The organism is Myroides sp. TSA_177.3, from assembly GCF_052691955.1.
Genome location: NZ_JBQZGD010000003.1, coordinates 115,743 through 130,892, shown reverse-complemented (window position 1 = coordinate 130,892; position 15,150 = coordinate 115,743). Strand labels below are relative to the sequence as shown.

At 35.0% G+C, this 15,150-nt stretch carries 17 protein-coding genes; 3 read left to right on the top strand and 14 right to left on the bottom strand.

Going from position 1 to position 15,150, the window contains the following annotated elements; translation table 11 throughout:
- The first annotated feature begins 66 nt into the window (after nt 1-66).
- Together ACUTSE_RS04430 and ACUTSE_RS04425 are read left to right on the top strand one after the other, a co-directional pair.
- Nucleotides 67-876 carry a helix-turn-helix domain-containing protein gene (locus ACUTSE_RS04430; protein WP_445639394.1) on the top strand — a complete coding sequence of 270 codons (810 nt, stop codon included), beginning with the start codon at nt 67-69 and terminating at the stop codon, nt 874-876.
- A gap of 17 nt (nt 877-893) precedes the next feature.
- Nucleotides 894-1,391, top strand: coding sequence for a DNA-deoxyinosine glycosylase (locus ACUTSE_RS04425; protein ID WP_445639393.1), 498 nt, complete (start codon nt 894-896; stop codon nt 1,389-1,391).
- A gap of 43 nt (nt 1,392-1,434) precedes the next feature.
- Here the strand turns inward: ACUTSE_RS04425 and ACUTSE_RS04420 are convergent, their stop codons facing one another.
- On the bottom strand, nt 1,435-2,277 hold the full coding sequence (locus ACUTSE_RS04420; RefSeq protein ID WP_445639392.1) for a hypothetical protein: 843 nt from the start codon (nt 2,275-2,277) through the stop codon (nt 1,435-1,437).
- Between the two features lie 278 nt (nt 2,278-2,555).
- On the opposite strand from ACUTSE_RS04420, the gene ACUTSE_RS04415 reads away from it, so the two are divergent.
- Nucleotides 2,556-3,209, top strand: coding sequence for a carboxylesterase family protein (locus ACUTSE_RS04415; protein ID WP_445639391.1), 654 nt, complete (start codon nt 2,556-2,558; stop codon nt 3,207-3,209).
- Between the two features lie 20 nt (nt 3,210-3,229).
- Here ACUTSE_RS04415 and ACUTSE_RS04410 read toward each other — a convergent pair whose 3' ends face one another.
- The 13 genes from ACUTSE_RS04410 to ACUTSE_RS04350 form a co-directional block, all read right to left on the bottom strand.
- Nucleotides 3,230-4,090 (bottom strand): hypothetical protein, encoded by an 861-nt coding sequence (locus tag ACUTSE_RS04410; RefSeq protein WP_445639390.1) that lies wholly within the window; start codon nt 4,088-4,090, stop codon nt 3,230-3,232.
- A gap of 1 nt (nt 4,091) precedes the next feature.
- Nucleotides 4,092-4,805, bottom strand: a complete 714-nt coding sequence (locus tag ACUTSE_RS04405) for a hypothetical protein (RefSeq protein WP_445639389.1) — start codon at nt 4,803-4,805, stop codon at nt 4,092-4,094.
- Between the two features lie 16 nt (nt 4,806-4,821).
- On the bottom strand, nt 4,822-5,580 hold the full coding sequence (locus tag ACUTSE_RS04400) for a hypothetical protein (protein ID WP_445639388.1): 759 nt from the start codon (nt 5,578-5,580) through the stop codon (nt 4,822-4,824).
- Nucleotides 5,581-6,107: 527 nt separating this feature from the next.
- Nucleotides 6,108-6,509 (bottom strand): hypothetical protein, encoded by a 402-nt coding sequence (locus ACUTSE_RS04395; RefSeq protein WP_445639387.1) that lies wholly within the window; start codon nt 6,507-6,509, stop codon nt 6,108-6,110.
- A 41-nt stretch (nt 6,510-6,550) separates the two neighbouring features.
- On the bottom strand, nt 6,551-6,994 hold the full coding sequence (locus ACUTSE_RS04390; protein ID WP_445639386.1) for a hypothetical protein: 444 nt from the start codon (nt 6,992-6,994) through the stop codon (nt 6,551-6,553).
- Nucleotides 6,995-7,018: 24 nt separating this feature from the next.
- A complete protein-coding gene (locus tag ACUTSE_RS04385; RefSeq protein WP_445639385.1) occupies nt 7,019-7,594 on the bottom strand; it encodes a hypothetical protein in 576 nt (191 codons plus the stop codon).
- Between the two features lie 15 nt (nt 7,595-7,609).
- On the bottom strand, nt 7,610-8,170 hold the full coding sequence (locus ACUTSE_RS04380; protein WP_445639384.1) for a DUF4240 domain-containing protein: 561 nt from the start codon (nt 8,168-8,170) through the stop codon (nt 7,610-7,612).
- A gap of 42 nt (nt 8,171-8,212) precedes the next feature.
- Nucleotides 8,213-8,899: a DUF4919 domain-containing protein gene (locus ACUTSE_RS04375; protein ID WP_445639383.1), complete on the bottom strand. Its 687-nt coding sequence runs from the start codon at nt 8,897-8,899 to the stop codon at nt 8,213-8,215.
- Nucleotides 8,900-8,954: 55 nt separating this feature from the next.
- Nucleotides 8,955-9,590: a hypothetical protein gene (locus ACUTSE_RS04370; protein ID WP_445639382.1), complete on the bottom strand. Its 636-nt coding sequence runs from the start codon at nt 9,588-9,590 to the stop codon at nt 8,955-8,957.
- A gap of 11 nt (nt 9,591-9,601) precedes the next feature.
- Nucleotides 9,602-10,177, bottom strand: a complete 576-nt coding sequence (locus tag ACUTSE_RS04365) for a hypothetical protein (RefSeq protein WP_445639381.1) — start codon at nt 10,175-10,177, stop codon at nt 9,602-9,604.
- Between the two features lie 114 nt (nt 10,178-10,291).
- Nucleotides 10,292-10,921, bottom strand: a complete 630-nt coding sequence (locus tag ACUTSE_RS04360) for a hypothetical protein (protein ID WP_445639380.1) — start codon at nt 10,919-10,921, stop codon at nt 10,292-10,294.
- A gap of 100 nt (nt 10,922-11,021) precedes the next feature.
- Nucleotides 11,022-14,132, bottom strand: a complete 3,111-nt coding sequence (locus ACUTSE_RS04355; protein WP_445639379.1) for an amino acid adenylation domain-containing protein — start codon at nt 14,130-14,132, stop codon at nt 11,022-11,024.
- Between the two features lie 307 nt (nt 14,133-14,439).
- Complete coding sequence (locus ACUTSE_RS04350; protein WP_445639378.1) at nt 14,440-15,111, bottom strand: 4'-phosphopantetheinyl transferase family protein; 672 nt, start codon at nt 15,109-15,111, stop codon at nt 14,440-14,442.
- Nucleotides 15,112-15,150: the final 39 nt, after the last annotated feature.

Below are 15,150 nucleotides of genomic sequence, written 5' to 3'. Positions count from 1 at the left end.
GGTGTCGATGATTTACCTCAATTAATGTGCAAAAGGTTATATTTGTAAGTGAAATACGATAGAAAGATGAAGAATATTCAAGTGCTAACTTCTAAAGATCTCTTTAATTTGTGGAATCCTACTGCAATTCAGCAAGAAGGGCAAATTATTCTTTCGTACTGTATTTCGGGAACGGCATGTGTAACTATCAATACACAGGCGTATAATGTAGTTCAGGGAACACTAATCACTTTATTGCCTCAAAGTTTAGTTTTTACGCAACAGTGCAGTACCGATTTTGAGTGTATTCATTTGGTGTTTAATTTTCAAACCATAGATGAGATGATTTTACCCACCAATTACAATTTTTTGAGTGTATTGGCTCAGCAACCTCTTCTTGTTTTACAACAAAAAGATCAAGTTGTTTTTGAATCATATCTCGCTCTTTTTCGGGAACACCTGTCTATTGAATCTATTTTTAAACCCGATGCGTTGCGCTATCTTTTGTATTCCTTGATTGCCCATATCAATCGGGTATATCAACAAGAAGAACAAGCCATGCAACCGAGTTCGCGAAAGGATCGTATTGTGTTTCAGTTCTATAACTTACTGCATCAGCATTATCTTGTGGAGAAGTCTGTGCGTTTCTATGCGGATCAATTGAAGTTGACGCCGAAGTATTTGACGACTTTGATACGACAACGTACCGGGAAATCTATTTCTAAAGTTATTACAGAATTAGTTATCATCAAGGCTAAAACGTACCTTACCGCAACGGAATTGCCGATTTATCAAATTGCCGAACAGTTGCATTTTGCTGATTCGACTACATTTTGCCGTTATTTTAAAACCTATGTAGGGCAGAGCCCTATGCAACATCGCTTAGCGTATAGATAAAACAAGAAGATCAACAAATGGAAACAGGACGTATTCAATCTTTTCAACCTTTGCTCAGTGCTACTCCTAAAGTTTTAATTTTAGGTACGATGCCTAGTGTGAAATCTTTAGAACAGCAGGAATATTATGGCAACAAGCAGAATGTATTTTGGAAACTTTTGTTTGCTGTTTTTGAGGTACCCCTTTCAACTGCGTATACAGATAAAGTGAAGTTGATTCAAAATCATCACCTAGTGCTTTGGGATGTTTTACAATCGTGTGAAAGAGAAGGGAGTTTAGATAGTGCAATTAAAGCGGAATACCCCAATAACATCCAGCAATTACTTCAGGATTACCCAAGTATTCAGCGGATCGTGTTCTCTAGCCAAAACGCAGCAAAATACTTCAAAAAATACATCGGAACAGCAGTTGGGATACAAATGGCAACCTTGCCTTCTCCTAGCGGAGCAAATGCAAGAATGACTTTTGATGAAAAATTAAAAGCTTGGCGTAGTTTAAAGACTTGGTGCGAATAAAAAAACCGATTAGGTTACTAATCGGTTGTAAGGTATGTTGAGTTTATTTTTTTGCTTTTGCTTCGACTTCTCTAACAATATAAGAATATGTGATGTCGAAGGCTACTATATTATCCGCTTTGGGGCCATCATAGTAGATGGCTTTCGTAGGTAAATTAGCCTCATTGTAAATGTATTCAACATCAGCAACTTCTGTTCCATGAGCAAATGAAGTTATATTATTATGGAATTTATAACTGTACGGAAATGTGTGATTAAAATTGATTAGTAAACTAGTCAAGTCATACGGAAGATTATAGAAGGGCGATAATTTATCATCATATGTTAATTTAATTCCTTGACCATTTACCTTAAAATGATTTAGTTGATTTTTTTCATTGTAGGAATAATCAACAAGTAAATTAGCTTCTAGTGAATTATTGGTCACCATCTGTTTGTTTTCGTTATGACGAAATGTAGCTGTAAACGTAGCACCCTGTTGTAAAAAATTAAATGTTGTTGATTGGAGTAAATCATCTGCATACGTATAGGTGTACTCTTCTACAAGTGTTGGAAGCTTTTTTATCATAAAGGTTTGTAACCTTCCTTTGTCGTCTAAAGTGTGTTGCATTTCAAAGGATTGTTCTCTAACTACCTTCTTATTAGTATAGCCTGTGTCTTCATATAAGATCTTTTCCAATTTAAAATTAGCATCGTATTTTAATTGATAAGTCGCATGAAGTAAATGCTTTTCATCTGTGGTCTCATCTTCATCATAATAGTTTTGCTCTATGGAAGTAAGCTGGTATACTTTTTCCATTTTTATTGGGGTACTATCATCCGAGTTACAGCTGAATAGGAATAAGCCAAGACTGGCGAATAATGTTGTCTTTACTAGTTTTTTCATTTAGTTGTGTTATATATTTTTATTTTTTGATTAAAAATAGAATATTTTATTTAAATGTTAAATTAATTTCATTATAATTAACTTAAAATAATATATCGTTTTTGAATCAATGGTAGAATATTGTCTGTGTGTTAATTGTAAGGTGTTGGATGTTAATGCTTTAATTGGGTTGTGCTTAAATCAAGAGAAGAAAAATGAATGGCTCTTTTTTTTCTGTGTGCTTTTCTAGAATACAGCTATATTTAGGTAAAAATTCTATGCGTTTAATAAGTATACTTATGGGGTTGATTTCGTTTACGTTATCTGCACAACCCCAAGCTATTTTAGATCAAACCTCGTATCAATTTTGGGTCAATGAACCCAGTGCAGTACAAGAGAAAAATCCATTGGTGATCTTTTTACACGGGCGAAGTTTATCAGGAACGAATATTGATCGAGTAAAGCGTTATGGCCCACTAAGAGGTATTGAGAAAGGATTAAAATTACCTGCTTATTTGGTTGCTCCTCAATTACCTTCTGGACCGTGGAATCCCGATAAAGTAGATGAGGTGGTACAGTACATGATTGAACATTATGCCATCGATGAAAGTCGAATTTACATTACAGGGATGAGTTTGGGTGCCTATGGCACATTGAAGTATGCTAGTAAGTATGCTAATCGCCTTGCTGCTGCTATCGCCATCTGTGGGGGAGGAGAAACACAAGATGCTTGTAACTTAACCAATTTGCCGATTAAATTAATCCACGGAGATAAAGATTTTATTGTACCGCTGAAGGAGTCGAAAAAAATCATGACGGCTATACAACAATGCAACGCAAAAGCGCCTGTTGAATTACAAGTAGTCAAAGGGGGAAATCACGGTAGTGTAGAGGACTTATATCGCCATTTAGATTTATATAACTGGTTGTTTCAGTATACCAAAAAAGAATAACGCAACAACGTTATTCTTTTTTATGTTTTAGGTGTAATGCAATACGAAATAGTTAAGACAGTTAGCCCCCAAAGTTTTAGTTGTTGATTGGCTGTTAATCCATCGGAATGGGTTTGTATGACAAGTTTATCTTTAAATGAAGGGATAAAGTGAGACCAATAATTTTTGTGAGTATCTTGTAATAAAAAATAGAAACCCGCATCACCCCATTTTTTTCCACTAGAATGCAAGATAAATTCTCCCTGTGCACCTACTTGTGGTTCCATTAGTACGGTAGCATTGCCATTTGGTAGTGGAAATACGGCTTTTACGGCTTGTTTACCTGAGGGTAATTGACAGGCCCCATAAACGCCAGAAAATATAATTATACCTGTTGATGGAAGGGTTCTCAGCCAAAAAGCATAACGCACTTCTTTTGTATCTGGTGCGATTAATTGAATAATCTCACTCGTTATAGGTACGTTCCTTAATTGGTCGTTTATGGGGATATGTAATTGGTTGAGTCGGTTGCTAAACAGGAGGTTCACAAGGCGGCCAAATCCTTTAAAAAAGGGATTCCAACGCAAAGTAAGTGTTAGGTTGTAGGCCGATGTTTGTTCATAAAAATCAATAATAGCTGGAGCTATTTTTGATTCTTCTTCTTGAGATAATCCCAATATTTTAAAGGAGGATAATAAACCTGCATCTGTGCAATTGCGTTTCAGGAGTAATTGTTCTTGTTGTGCTAATTGATGAATAAAATCTTCTCCGGTATCGCCCACTTGCCCAAAGGGACCTATTAACCAAGGAGAGGCTGATGGATCAAATTTGTTTCCACATGTGATAACCCATTGTTGGGTAAACCAATCTTGAATATTTTGTTTAACTGATACGCGTTGCATATTAATTTTTTTGATTTGCTCGAAGAATATAGTCTTGTTGACCTTGCCAAGTACCATACTCAGCAATGGGCTTAAAGCGCAAGGTGCTAAATTCGATGTGAAAATCTTTTCGATTTCTTTCCTTCATGGCTTCTTTGTGTCGTTGTGGTTGAGTAACTTGGCTATGTCCATGAACCATGTCGGTCATACTTTTTACAGAAGGCCATATCGAAAAGGTAGAAATAGTGGTCGGAAATTTAAACGACGCCAAGGCTAATGTCGGAGCAGGATGATCACGGACGAGTTTTTCGGTTGGACGACCCCAGCGAATAAATCGAGGAATTTGAAAGTATTGCATCCGAGCTAAGGTCACAGCAATGACGGCTTCATTTTCGCTGTTTAATGCGACACCTTCGTTGGGGATTTTATAGTTAGAAAGTGTTCCCCATTGTCTGACAAATAGCAAACGCGTATGCCAACCTTGAGCTAGTTTTTTTCCTAAGGTATTCGTCTTAAGATAGCGTTCTAAAGCTTCTTCATCTTCCCATTGAGCAAATACAACAAGTTGACGTATTAGAAATCGTGCAGGTGAAACAACAGGCGATCCCAATATCATGCTATGCATAGTATCGGCATGAACTAAACCTGGAATGTTTTTTGCTTTAGGGGGAAAGAATAAGAGGCGTAAACTAGTAATGAAAGATACGCGTACTAAATGATAAGAAAAAAATGTCATATAAGTGCCCCTATTTTTATTTCCACATTTTAAGTTGCCAAATCCAATAGAGTCCTCCAAGTGGAATACCAACAGTCCAAGCAGATTCTATAATACCATTGCCACTAAAACCAACGCCTAAAAGAAGTTGAAAACTCAAGAAGTTAACAGTTAGACCTCCAATAGCTGCATAGGTGAATGAAGGAACATTCAATAGAATTACGGCTAAGTATTTGATCCATTTTTTCGATAATTTACTTCGTTTAATTTCTCGTATAACGTAAAGGTTAAATAGCAGTACTATTATTGGTATTATAGCAGACAACCAAAACAAGTAAATATCAGGCTTTTCTACTTTAATGTCTAAAGTACGAATATCTAGGATTTTATTTGTGGAGTCATCAAATAAAAGTTGGAAGACACCTAATTCATTCCCATTATTAAATTCTATAAAAACTCTGGTCGTTTTGGGAGGTGTGTTATCTTTATAATCCTGATTAGAGTAGATGTTTTTTTGCCATTTGACAAAGTTGTATTCGTAAGGCTTTTCACCAAAACTATGATGTAAAAGCTTTTTAAAGTGATCAAATTCTACTCGTAAGGTATCAGCATGTAAACGTTGTCCTTGTGTGTTTTCCAATTGCATCAAGGAGATGCACGTATCAAAATCATCTTGTTTTAAGGCTTCAACAAAGGTTGAGGTTGTGGTTTCATAGCTTGATGAATCTACTAGAAGATTACAGCTTGTGAAGAATGAAAGTACAAAAAGAATGAAACTTAATTTGAGATATTTCATTAGTTATTTTAGGTTGTTTAGATTTCAAAAATACCGAATAAGAATACCGAAACCAACATAAAATGAAAGATAATGATGTTGGAGATAAATTGTCTTTTTGGTACTATTGATGCTTTCTTGTTGGAGATTAAAGAAAATGGGTTTAGAGTGGTAAATAAGGTTGTCAATTCTAATTATTTGATTTTTGGTAAATGATGTTAAATTCAAAACAGTAAAAATGAGCTAAAAGATTGTTCGTGTAGACATGTTTATACGCAAAATAGCTAATTGCTGTGTTGTACCTGTGTAGTTCCGATTAGCAAAGTAAGTCTTGCTTCTTTATTTTTCCCATTGTGTAAATACAACAAGTTGACGTACTAGAAATCGTGCGGGTGAAACAACAGGCGATTCCAATATCATGCTATGTAGGGTATCGGCATGAACTAAACCCGGAATGTTTTTTGCCTTGAGAGGACAAAATAATAATCGAAGAGCAGTCAGAAAAGAAACTTTTGTTAGATGATAGGAGAATACGGTCATAGCGAGGTTTATTTTGAGGATAGTATTTGATCAATAGCCTCTTGATCTACTCCTAATTCTCTCAGTATATAGGCAGCAAATTTTTTATTTGACAAGCGATAAATATTAAAATCATCCATAAGATTTGTTAGATAGAGTCTTTCATTAACTGTCATACCAGGCAACGAATCTCGAAATTCTTTTATATTTCGATTTACTTTTTGTTGTAGATCAAACCAAATAAGTTGGTCTTGCATGCGCTTTTGAACAGCTTCATCACTATCATTATAAATATCGCGAAGAATAAAGTCAGTTCCTTCTTTGAATTCATTAATTCTTAAATTGAAGAGAATCTGCGCAAATCGTTGCTCTGGATGTCGTTCCATATACTCACTTACTAGATCTATTATTTTTTGATGGGATGGATTCATTCTTTTTAATATAAAGCTTAATTAAATTTAAAAATAGAATTTCATTTCTCAGGTAAAGTCTGAACTTTTTCAATTACTTCTTTTGTGTAGTCAAAATGAACCGCTTTACTTTGATAAATGGGACTATCAATACCAATGATATAGCGGTCATCAAAATGAGAAAGTTGTAATACGCGAAATGGTTGTTGGTAAATAGTTAAGGTAGAATTAATTAAATCGAATATTCCGATTTGTTGTTTTCTTTCAGAAGTCCACAAGGGAAGAGCTAGCCGTGTACTGGTTTCATCCCAAATTACGGGACCTCCCGCCCAATTACTTATTTTTATTTTTTTATTTTTCTGATATAGATAACAACTACCCCCTATAGGCGCGCCCATGGCGATTTCGTATAAATCGCCATATTCAATTTTATATTGCTGATTAGGCGAAATGAGATTTAGATCGGTATTGGAAAAATTCCAAGGATTAGGATAGGTGTTAATCATTTTTTACATAACTAGAGAGCTAATTTAAAGCTGGCCTTTAGTCCAAATAAAGACAATGCCATTTTTTGCATTTTGACCATGTAATTCCATAGACTGTTCAACAGGGGTATTGAAAATATAGGCAATTTGATCAGGAGCTAAATCATTGATTGCTTTTTTTGTCTCAGTATGATGAATTCTATTTCCATTGATATATAAAACAGGATCTTTAGCATCAGTATAGAGGTGAGAAGAAAACCCATAATAGGTATCTTCAAACTTCGGTATAATTTCGTTTAATTTTGACTGGATTTGTTCAAATGGAAGTTCGACAGCATAATTGATAACGACCACATCTTTCCTAAGCTGGGCTAATGACTCTGTTTTAAGAACCTCGATAGCAACTACTTTCTTTGGATCAATACAGTCTAGTTTTTGTTGAATATTCCCTGCTGTTATGTCATCGTCAAATGGGAGGCCATTAATTACAAATAGTGCTGTTGAATCAGCATTCATGCTATTCAAAAGTTTATCTTTATTTAGATTTTGTGCCAAAGCGAGATGCAACCAACTACTTGTTATAAAGAATAAAAAAATGAAATATGTTTTTTGTATTGACATGATTCACCTCCGATATTAATTCCAAAAATGCTCGTATAATTTAGGACAAAGTTTTTGCATACTTGCAGGTTCTTCATTGCTCCAATCAAATTCAAAAGAAGGATAGTTGCCCTCATTTGTATCAAAATTATCTTCATCGATATAATCGTATAATTCTTCTCCCGTTTGATTTTCAAAGGCTTCTAAGGCTACATACCAAAAGCTTTCAAAGTCGAATAAATCATCTTCTGCTTTATCCTTTTGACTAATAAGCGTATCAGGATTGGCTTTTGCTTGTTCATACACTTCTTTTCCTCTAGAAATTACCCAATTTCTAAAGTATTCAAAACCATCATCAGAACAACCGCCATTCATCAAATATCCTGCACACCACATAGCAGAATTATAGGTGTCATATAAAAGTTTGTCCGTTCTCAGACGAAAACCAATAATCTCTTTTGGCGTTAATTTCTCTAAGGCTTGAATCAAATAAGCTTCTTGTGTGTCTTGGGAATCGCTGTCTTGTAAAGAAGCTTCAACGATAGTCCAAAATTGAGCTTCATCGAGCATTTCTGCTGTTTTTTCTATTGTTTGCATAGGGTTTGTTTTTTTTGAGAGGTAATGAATTAAAAAGGATTTCTATTTGTTGGATTTTAGTATTGCTTGATTCTTTTTCTGCAACTGACTCACATTAAAATAAATTCCAGGTAAGGTATAATATTCTGGATCAAGAGTTAAGAAGTCACACGTACCATCAAAACTTTGACTGATATGCTGTAAGTCAAAAAGTTGAAGCATGTGATGTTCATGCTCAACCGCAATAACGTGTAGTCCTGTTTCACAAGTTAACCCATCACCAGAAGCCATAATTGCTTTTGCAAACCCTTCAAAGTGTTTAGATAGTAATTCCGATTTTTCTTCTTCCCCGTTGAGGTGATAAATATAAGAGAGAAACATCATAGCAGTAAAATCAAAAGGAAATTCATCCAATGCTTCTCGTAATAGAATTTGTAGACGAGGAATATCTTCCATGTCTGGTTCTTTTTTATAATACGTATCAAGTTCTTCATCTTTTGAGAATACTGCATAGGGATTGTAGGCTGTTTGAAAAACATAACCATAATACAAATGCTCATATTGACTTGCCGTGAGAACAGCAGTTCCTGTTTTCAGTTGTTGCATCAATTGAGGATAGTAATAGTCCGATTGCGTATCTTGTATATCCTTTTCAATGGATGAATAATCAGGAGCTTTAAAGTCCGTAATTTGACTAAAGCCTACAATAGATAGGAGTAATAAACAAATGGTAATTGTCTTTTGTAGCATGTCTTTTTTGTTTAAAGATAAAACAATGTGCACCGAAACAATAGAAAAAAAGAAATTAATCGTTTAATGAATCCGTATCGTACTTGATTTTAAAGGCTTGAATTGCTTTTCTTTTTTCCTCTTGGGTGAAGTTCAAGTTGCTGGGCGTAAAGAATTGTTTTTTCAATTCTTGTAGCGCTTTTGTTTTCTCATATTCAAATTCTTTATCATAGATTTTATTGCTTCCAAAATACAGCTGATCTTCGTGAAAATAGAACAACCCCCAAGTAAGAGAAGCATCAAAAATCAGTAGATCATCAGCAAAGAAAAGACCTTCCCAATAATGAAGTACCATTTTCCAGGTGAGTAATACGGCTTGCCCACTGCGATCAGCATCAACAAGAACAAAGTGATCAAAGGGAATAGGCTTTTCATACAACCATTTTTTGACGTGCTCTTGTGTATCTGTTGTAATCTCAAAGGTTTCAATAGTCTTAAAATAGCGCTCGTTAAAGGGTTTCCACAAAGGACCTGTCACCATTTTAGCACTCGCTATATACTGTTGCACAAAAGTTGTCGCTGCTGCATCGAGGAAGAAAATTTGGTCTTTATGGGTCTGCGGAATATCCGCGGCTTCTTCAGGGGACCATAAAAAAGTCCAAGTCTTGGGAAAATCAGTAACATGGGTTTTTAGATTGTCAAAATGAACCATTAGCGTACGCTTTATTTTTTAATCTCAATACTTGCAAGGATTTGCTCAAAGATTTGCATTTCATCCTCGTAATGTTTTAGTTGTGATGGAGCTAAAACAATATTCCATAAGTCGTGATCTACGAAAACAACCATGCGTTTGACTTTTTTTTGAATCATTCGATCGGTGCTTTTTATATATTCCTCGACTTCAAATACGCCTTCTGCTGCAGGTAATCCTTTAAAGGTGATAGCTTTGGGTTCTTCGGTAACGCTAAATTTTTTCCAACTAAAGGTGGAGTCATTGTCTACCGAATCTTTGATTGAACGGAAACGACGGGATAAAACTTCTACAGGTGTATCTTCTAAAATCGTTTGACTATTGGGTTGAATAGTTAAATCAACGATATTGTCAATCGAGACGATACTTTGCAATCCATCTTTTCTGTTGCAATCCAAATACAGAACATCCATTTCATTATAATCTGTCAAATTTCGGTATTCCATCGGTATAGTAACCGTTAGGTATTTATTGTCGATGGTAACTTTATGTGTACACCCTAGAAATAGAAAGAGCAAAGGAATAATGGTAAAGGCAATTTTTTTCATAAGCGTAAAGAAGAACTCTATTTTTAATGCTAAAGATACGGCATATAAGTGGAAGCAAGTAAGTGAATAATTCAGGGATAATAAGATTGTAGCGATTTTGCATAGGGAATCCTATTAACGTAATTTCATAATTTCATCGATTGTATTTCCTGCAGTTTCTATTACTATTTCTTCAGGGAAATCACGGGAATGTGTGATTCCTATTCCGCCTTGTGGATGCAAAACAAAAGTGTCCTCCAAGATAATTTGATAATTGAAATCCATAAGCGCGGAAATCCCTTTTTGATCGAATTGAGTAAAAATAGCAGATTGGAACTTTTTGTACTGTTCATTAGGAACTAGATAACCCGATAAAACACCCATCGTTTCATCACAAATAGAAAGAATTGATGAACCAATAAGCATATCGTCAATGTATAGCTGCGATTTGAAGCTCTGGATATTAATTAAATCGAGAGCCCATTGGAGTTCATCTTGCGCAGCCCCATAGTAATCTATAATTCCTTTTTGTACAAAGGTTGAACAATTGAAACCTTCTTCAATATCATTATAGTATAAAACCTTGTGATTATATTGGGCTATTACCCAAAAGCTCCCACCTTCTTTTCCCAGGGTATGTTCAACCCATTTTTCTGGAACGATGCGAATTTCTTTCCAAAACAGCAATTGTTCAGCAGTCATTTTGTTTTCTCCTTTTTGAATCTCGAGATGTAATTCTTCAAGTGTTATGGGTTGCCAGTTCATAAAGCAGTTTATATTAAAAAGTAAGATATGAAATATTTTGGTATAAGGAAAAAAGAAAAGCGCAGTAACTTACTGCGCTTTTTGTTTTGCCTTTTAGAAATTAAATAACAGCTAAATATTTCAAATAAGGCTCTAGTATGGTTTTATTAATCAATGGTGGATAAGGCATTTCACTATCCTTAATGAAGTCCAAGGTGTTCTGTGAATCATAATAATAAGTATTTTGATACACTTCTTTTAATGTGGATTCTCCATGTACTTTATCAGTGAACATACCAAGTAAAGGGTACAATGGATCATCTTCATTATTTTTCCATAAATTTAGCCAATCATGATAAGGAAGTGGTTTCATCTTAAATCCAAAGTATTGATTAATTCGATCAAAAAAATCATTGATTGAAACATCACCTTCAGGAAGTGGAGTTAGGTGAAACTTTTTACCCAAGGCTTCTTTTTGGCGAGAGATACGCACAATACTCTTGGCCATATAATCTACCGGAACAAGTTGGGATTTAAAACCTAAAATTGATGGATAGGCATTATTTGCAATACAACTTCGAACCAAAGCGCCCCACCATTGATATATGGCGGTAGAACCTGTCTGTGAATTGCTCAAGGCATATCCCAAACGGAAGACGATAACAGGTACTCCTTTTTCTTCTGCTTTTTCCATGATTTGTTCCATTACCCATTTGCTTTGTACATAACCTAAATCACGACTAACTGCTTCTAAATCTTGGTGAATATTATCATTTTCTAATGCAAATCTTTTTTTTGTAAACTGATGACCAAAGCTAAAAACTGCACAAGTGGAAAATAGTGATACTGGTTTTATTTTTCCTGTAGCGGCAAATTTAATTACCTCTTGTAGGCCTAAAATATTAGCTTTTCGTATTATAGGATATGGTTCAATAAAATTTACTGAACTTCCTGAATGGTAGATGCATTCTATTTTATTTGCTAGTGCATTGAATTGTGCTTCACTGAATCCCAATAAAGGCTTATTTAAATCTCCAGTCACCACCTGAATTCGACCAGTATCAAACCAATGTGAAGGAATTAAGAATTGCTCAAAAGCTTGACGCAAACGTTTGAATCCAATTTGTTCATTTTCGGCACGAACTAAACAGTAAACCGTAGCTTCTGTTTGCTTCATCAATTCATCAATCACATGCACACCTACAAATCCATTAGCTCCTGTTAATAAGATGCTGTCTGGGGCATCCATGATTGAAGTATCCAAAGTACCTGTTAATTTAATTTCAGGTATAAGCTTCGCATCTTCTAGTAATTGCTGAATCATTTTTTCATTTTGATCATTTTCTTGATGAGTAACATCGGTATTAATTCGTTCTTGAATAATTTGGGCTTGTGACTCAATAGTTTTGTGGATAAATAAATCTTGTAATTTGATGTTATCACGATAAAGGTCGGGCAATCGGTTATACAACTTAGCTAACAGTAAAGAATGCCCTCCTAATTCAAAAAAGTTGTCTTTTACTTCAATAAAAGGATACTGCAAAATCTCTGTCCAAATTTTATAGATTGTTTTTTCAAACTCATTTTTAAATTCTTTACTCTCATCAAAAGTTACTTTTGTGTTTTTATAGTTTTCTAGCAATGCTTTTTTATCTACTTTTCCATTGGAATTTAATGGGAATTTCTCCATAATTACAAAATCATGAGGAATCATATAAACAGGTAGGCGATGGGTAAGCACTTCTCGAAACTGTTTGATAAGGGCATGTCTACCTTTTTCATCAAGATGCAAACTAGGGCACTCTAAAAAGCCTAGAAGTTTTTTATCATAGTCACTTGCGGATTTGACACGAACAACTGCCTTTTCTACGCCTTCTAGTTTAGCAATATTTTCCTCTATTTCTTGGAGCTCAATGCGGTACCCTCGAATTTTGACTTGATCATCTATTCTGCCAATGTATTCTATTTCACCATTTTCTAACCATTTTCCTAAATCACCAGTTTTGTATATTTTTTTACCAGGTTGTAAAGGGTGATCTATAAATTTAGTTTGAGTGAGTTCAGGCTGCCCTAAATAGCCACGACTCAACCCAATACCACCTACACAAATCTCACCAACTTCATTTATAGGTTGTATTTTATTTTGATGCATAATATAAATATCCGTATTGTCAATTGGCCCACCAATAGTATATAAATCAGCCTCAGAATAAATCATTTTACAAGTAATCCAAATGGTGGTTTCCGTTGGGCCATATACATTACAGATGGTGTGATTTCCATCTAACAAGATTTTACCAAGTGTTGGAGATAAATATTCTCCTCCACAAATAATATTCATTGGTTTTACTTTATGCCAATTAGTTGTATCAGCTAACATAGACCAAGTGCTTGGTGTTGTTTGGGCTACTGATATATTGTATTTTAAAATAAGGTCAACGATGGCTTCTGGGTTGAGCTGATCTTCTTGTGAAGCTACAACAAGCGTATGTCCTGTCATCAATATAGAAAAAATCTCAAGCACTGAAATATCAAAGGCATAAGTGCTAACTGCAAGCATATAGCCTGTGGATTTATGAATAACGTTTTCAATAAAATAACTTAAAGCATTCACTACACTCCTATGTTCTATGGCAACTCCTTTTGGGCCTCCTGTAGAACCCGAAGTGAACATCACATACATTAAATGATGTGGTTTAAGATTTCTTATAGGAGTTTCTTTTGACATGTCCCAATCTACTTCTTCCCAAGTTACGGTTTGTGAACTTATTCTTTGCGCAACTTTTTCAAAAGCTTGTTCAGTTAATAACAGAGAAATCTGACTTTCCTGGCTAATGGTTTTTAATCGATCTTCTGGATACAAAGGAGGCATAGGCACATAAGCAGCGCCTGTTTTCATAATTGCTAAAAGAGCAATAATGAGCTTTTCACTGCGATCCATCATTAATCCAATGCGGTCGTCAGGTTTGATTGCGGCAGAATGCATCAGATGATGAGCCAATTGATTGGCTAATTGATCCATTTCACGATAGGTCAGGGTTGTGTCTTGAAAAATAAGGGCTTGTTTGTTAGGTACTAATCGTACTTGCTCTTCAATTAAATCAATAATGGTTTGGTGAAGTGGATAACTATTATTTGCGGTTTGATTAAAGGATAAAATCTGTTCTAATTGTTTGGCTGTAAGCGTTGGCCCGTTGATCGTTAGTGGATCGGTGTATACATTTTGGTTCATAATAAATTGTAATTGGTTGATATTTATTTTAAAGACGATAAGAACTTAGGGGTATTCCTAAATTAAATAGGAATAAAAGAAATATCGTATCTATGAAAAATATTAGGTGCATCGAAGGAAATAATAGACCTTACCTACTTCTGAGATAAAGAAGAGGTGGAAGACATGATTTCCTGAATATTGAGGGGAAAAGGGGAAAAATGACGTATGAAGGAGGTCGGTTTTAGATTCATACGTCTTGGGCTGAGGATTAATAAATCAGTGCGACTATTAGTATAGAATACCACTAAAATGAGGTCAGTCTAACTTAATAGGATGATAGTAACGAATTAATATCATGGATCTGTTGTTTTACTATTTCATTTTGCCTCTTTGTATTGGTTGCGATTGTACAACAATAAGCATCAGAGAGCAAAAGTTCCTCTAGGTACCAAATAGTGGTATCCACAGAGGCTATATCATGAGAGATGAAAACGTTTTCCAAGGGGAAGGATAAACCTCTTCCATCTGCTTTTAGACAAGCTTCTTTTTGGGTCCATAATTGATAAAAGGCACGATCCTTTTGGGAGGATTGAGCGATTTGAATCTGTTCGTCCTTTCGCAATAGAAAGGTATATTCTTCTTGGGGAATAGGGGTTATCTTTTCAATATCGACGCCAATACTAGGATTAGAAGTCAGCACACAAATGATGAAATCATCGGAGTGCGAAATTGAAAAAGAAAGACTACTTTGAGCAATAGATGGCTTGCCGTTGGTATCTGTTGTTAGCTGTTGAAGGAGTGCATTGCCATCAAAACCAAGTTGGATGAAACCATATTTGAGAAGTAATTTTCCTAAAATATTGGCTTCTTGATCAGCTCTGTTTTTATGCTTCAAAATAGCGTTTCGCATAACAGTTGGAAAACTGTTGATTTCTCGTTCTAATTGTTCAAATTCTAAACATAGTTTAGAGCGTTGTAAATAAAAAGCATAAATCATGACGCTTGGTTCGTTGTAAAAATGAAATACACCGCTTCA

Excerpts from the sequence above, each read along its gene's own strand:
- ACUTSE_RS04385 (WP_445639385.1), bottom strand. The coding sequence starts at position 7,594 with ATGTCAATACAAAAAACATATTTCATTTTTTTATTCTTTATAACAAGT.
- ACUTSE_RS04350 (WP_445639378.1), bottom strand. The coding sequence starts at position 15,111 with ATGATTTATGCTTTTTATTTACAACGCTCTAAACTATGTTTAGAATTT.
- ACUTSE_RS04360 (WP_445639380.1), bottom strand. The coding sequence starts at position 10,921 with ATGAACTGGCAACCCATAACACTTGAAGAATTACATCTCGAGATTCAA.
- ACUTSE_RS04415 (WP_445639391.1), top strand. The coding sequence starts at position 2,556 with ATGGGGTTGATTTCGTTTACGTTATCTGCACAACCCCAAGCTATTTTA.
- ACUTSE_RS04375 (WP_445639383.1), bottom strand. The coding sequence starts at position 8,899 with ATGCTACAAAAGACAATTACCATTTGTTTATTACTCCTATCTATTGTA.
- ACUTSE_RS04380 (WP_445639384.1), bottom strand. The coding sequence starts at position 8,170 with ATGCAAACAATAGAAAAAACAGCAGAAATGCTCGATGAAGCTCAATTT.
- ACUTSE_RS04420 (WP_445639392.1), bottom strand. The coding sequence starts at position 2,277 with ATGAAAAAACTAGTAAAGACAACATTATTCGCCAGTCTTGGCTTATTC.
- ACUTSE_RS04390 (WP_445639386.1), bottom strand. The coding sequence starts at position 6,994 with ATGATTAACACCTATCCTAATCCTTGGAATTTTTCCAATACCGATCTA.
- ACUTSE_RS04425 (WP_445639393.1), top strand. The coding sequence starts at position 894 with ATGGAAACAGGACGTATTCAATCTTTTCAACCTTTGCTCAGTGCTACT.
- ACUTSE_RS04370 (WP_445639382.1), bottom strand. The coding sequence starts at position 9,590 with ATGGTTCATTTTGACAATCTAAAAACCCATGTTACTGATTTTCCCAAG.
- ACUTSE_RS04400 (WP_445639388.1), bottom strand. The coding sequence starts at position 5,580 with ATGAAATATCTCAAATTAAGTTTCATTCTTTTTGTACTTTCATTCTTC.
- ACUTSE_RS04430 (WP_445639394.1), top strand. The coding sequence starts at position 67 with ATGAAGAATATTCAAGTGCTAACTTCTAAAGATCTCTTTAATTTGTGG.
- ACUTSE_RS04355 (WP_445639379.1), bottom strand. The coding sequence starts at position 14,132 with ATGAACCAAAATGTATACACCGATCCACTAACGATCAACGGGCCAACG.
- ACUTSE_RS04365 (WP_445639381.1), bottom strand. The coding sequence starts at position 10,177 with ATGAAAAAAATTGCCTTTACCATTATTCCTTTGCTCTTTCTATTTCTA.
- ACUTSE_RS04410 (WP_445639390.1), bottom strand. The coding sequence starts at position 4,090 with ATGCAACGCGTATCAGTTAAACAAAATATTCAAGATTGGTTTACCCAA.
- ACUTSE_RS04405 (WP_445639389.1), bottom strand. The coding sequence starts at position 4,805 with ATGACATTTTTTTCTTATCATTTAGTACGCGTATCTTTCATTACTAGT.
- ACUTSE_RS04395 (WP_445639387.1), bottom strand. The coding sequence starts at position 6,509 with ATGAATCCATCCCATCAAAAAATAATAGATCTAGTAAGTGAGTATATG.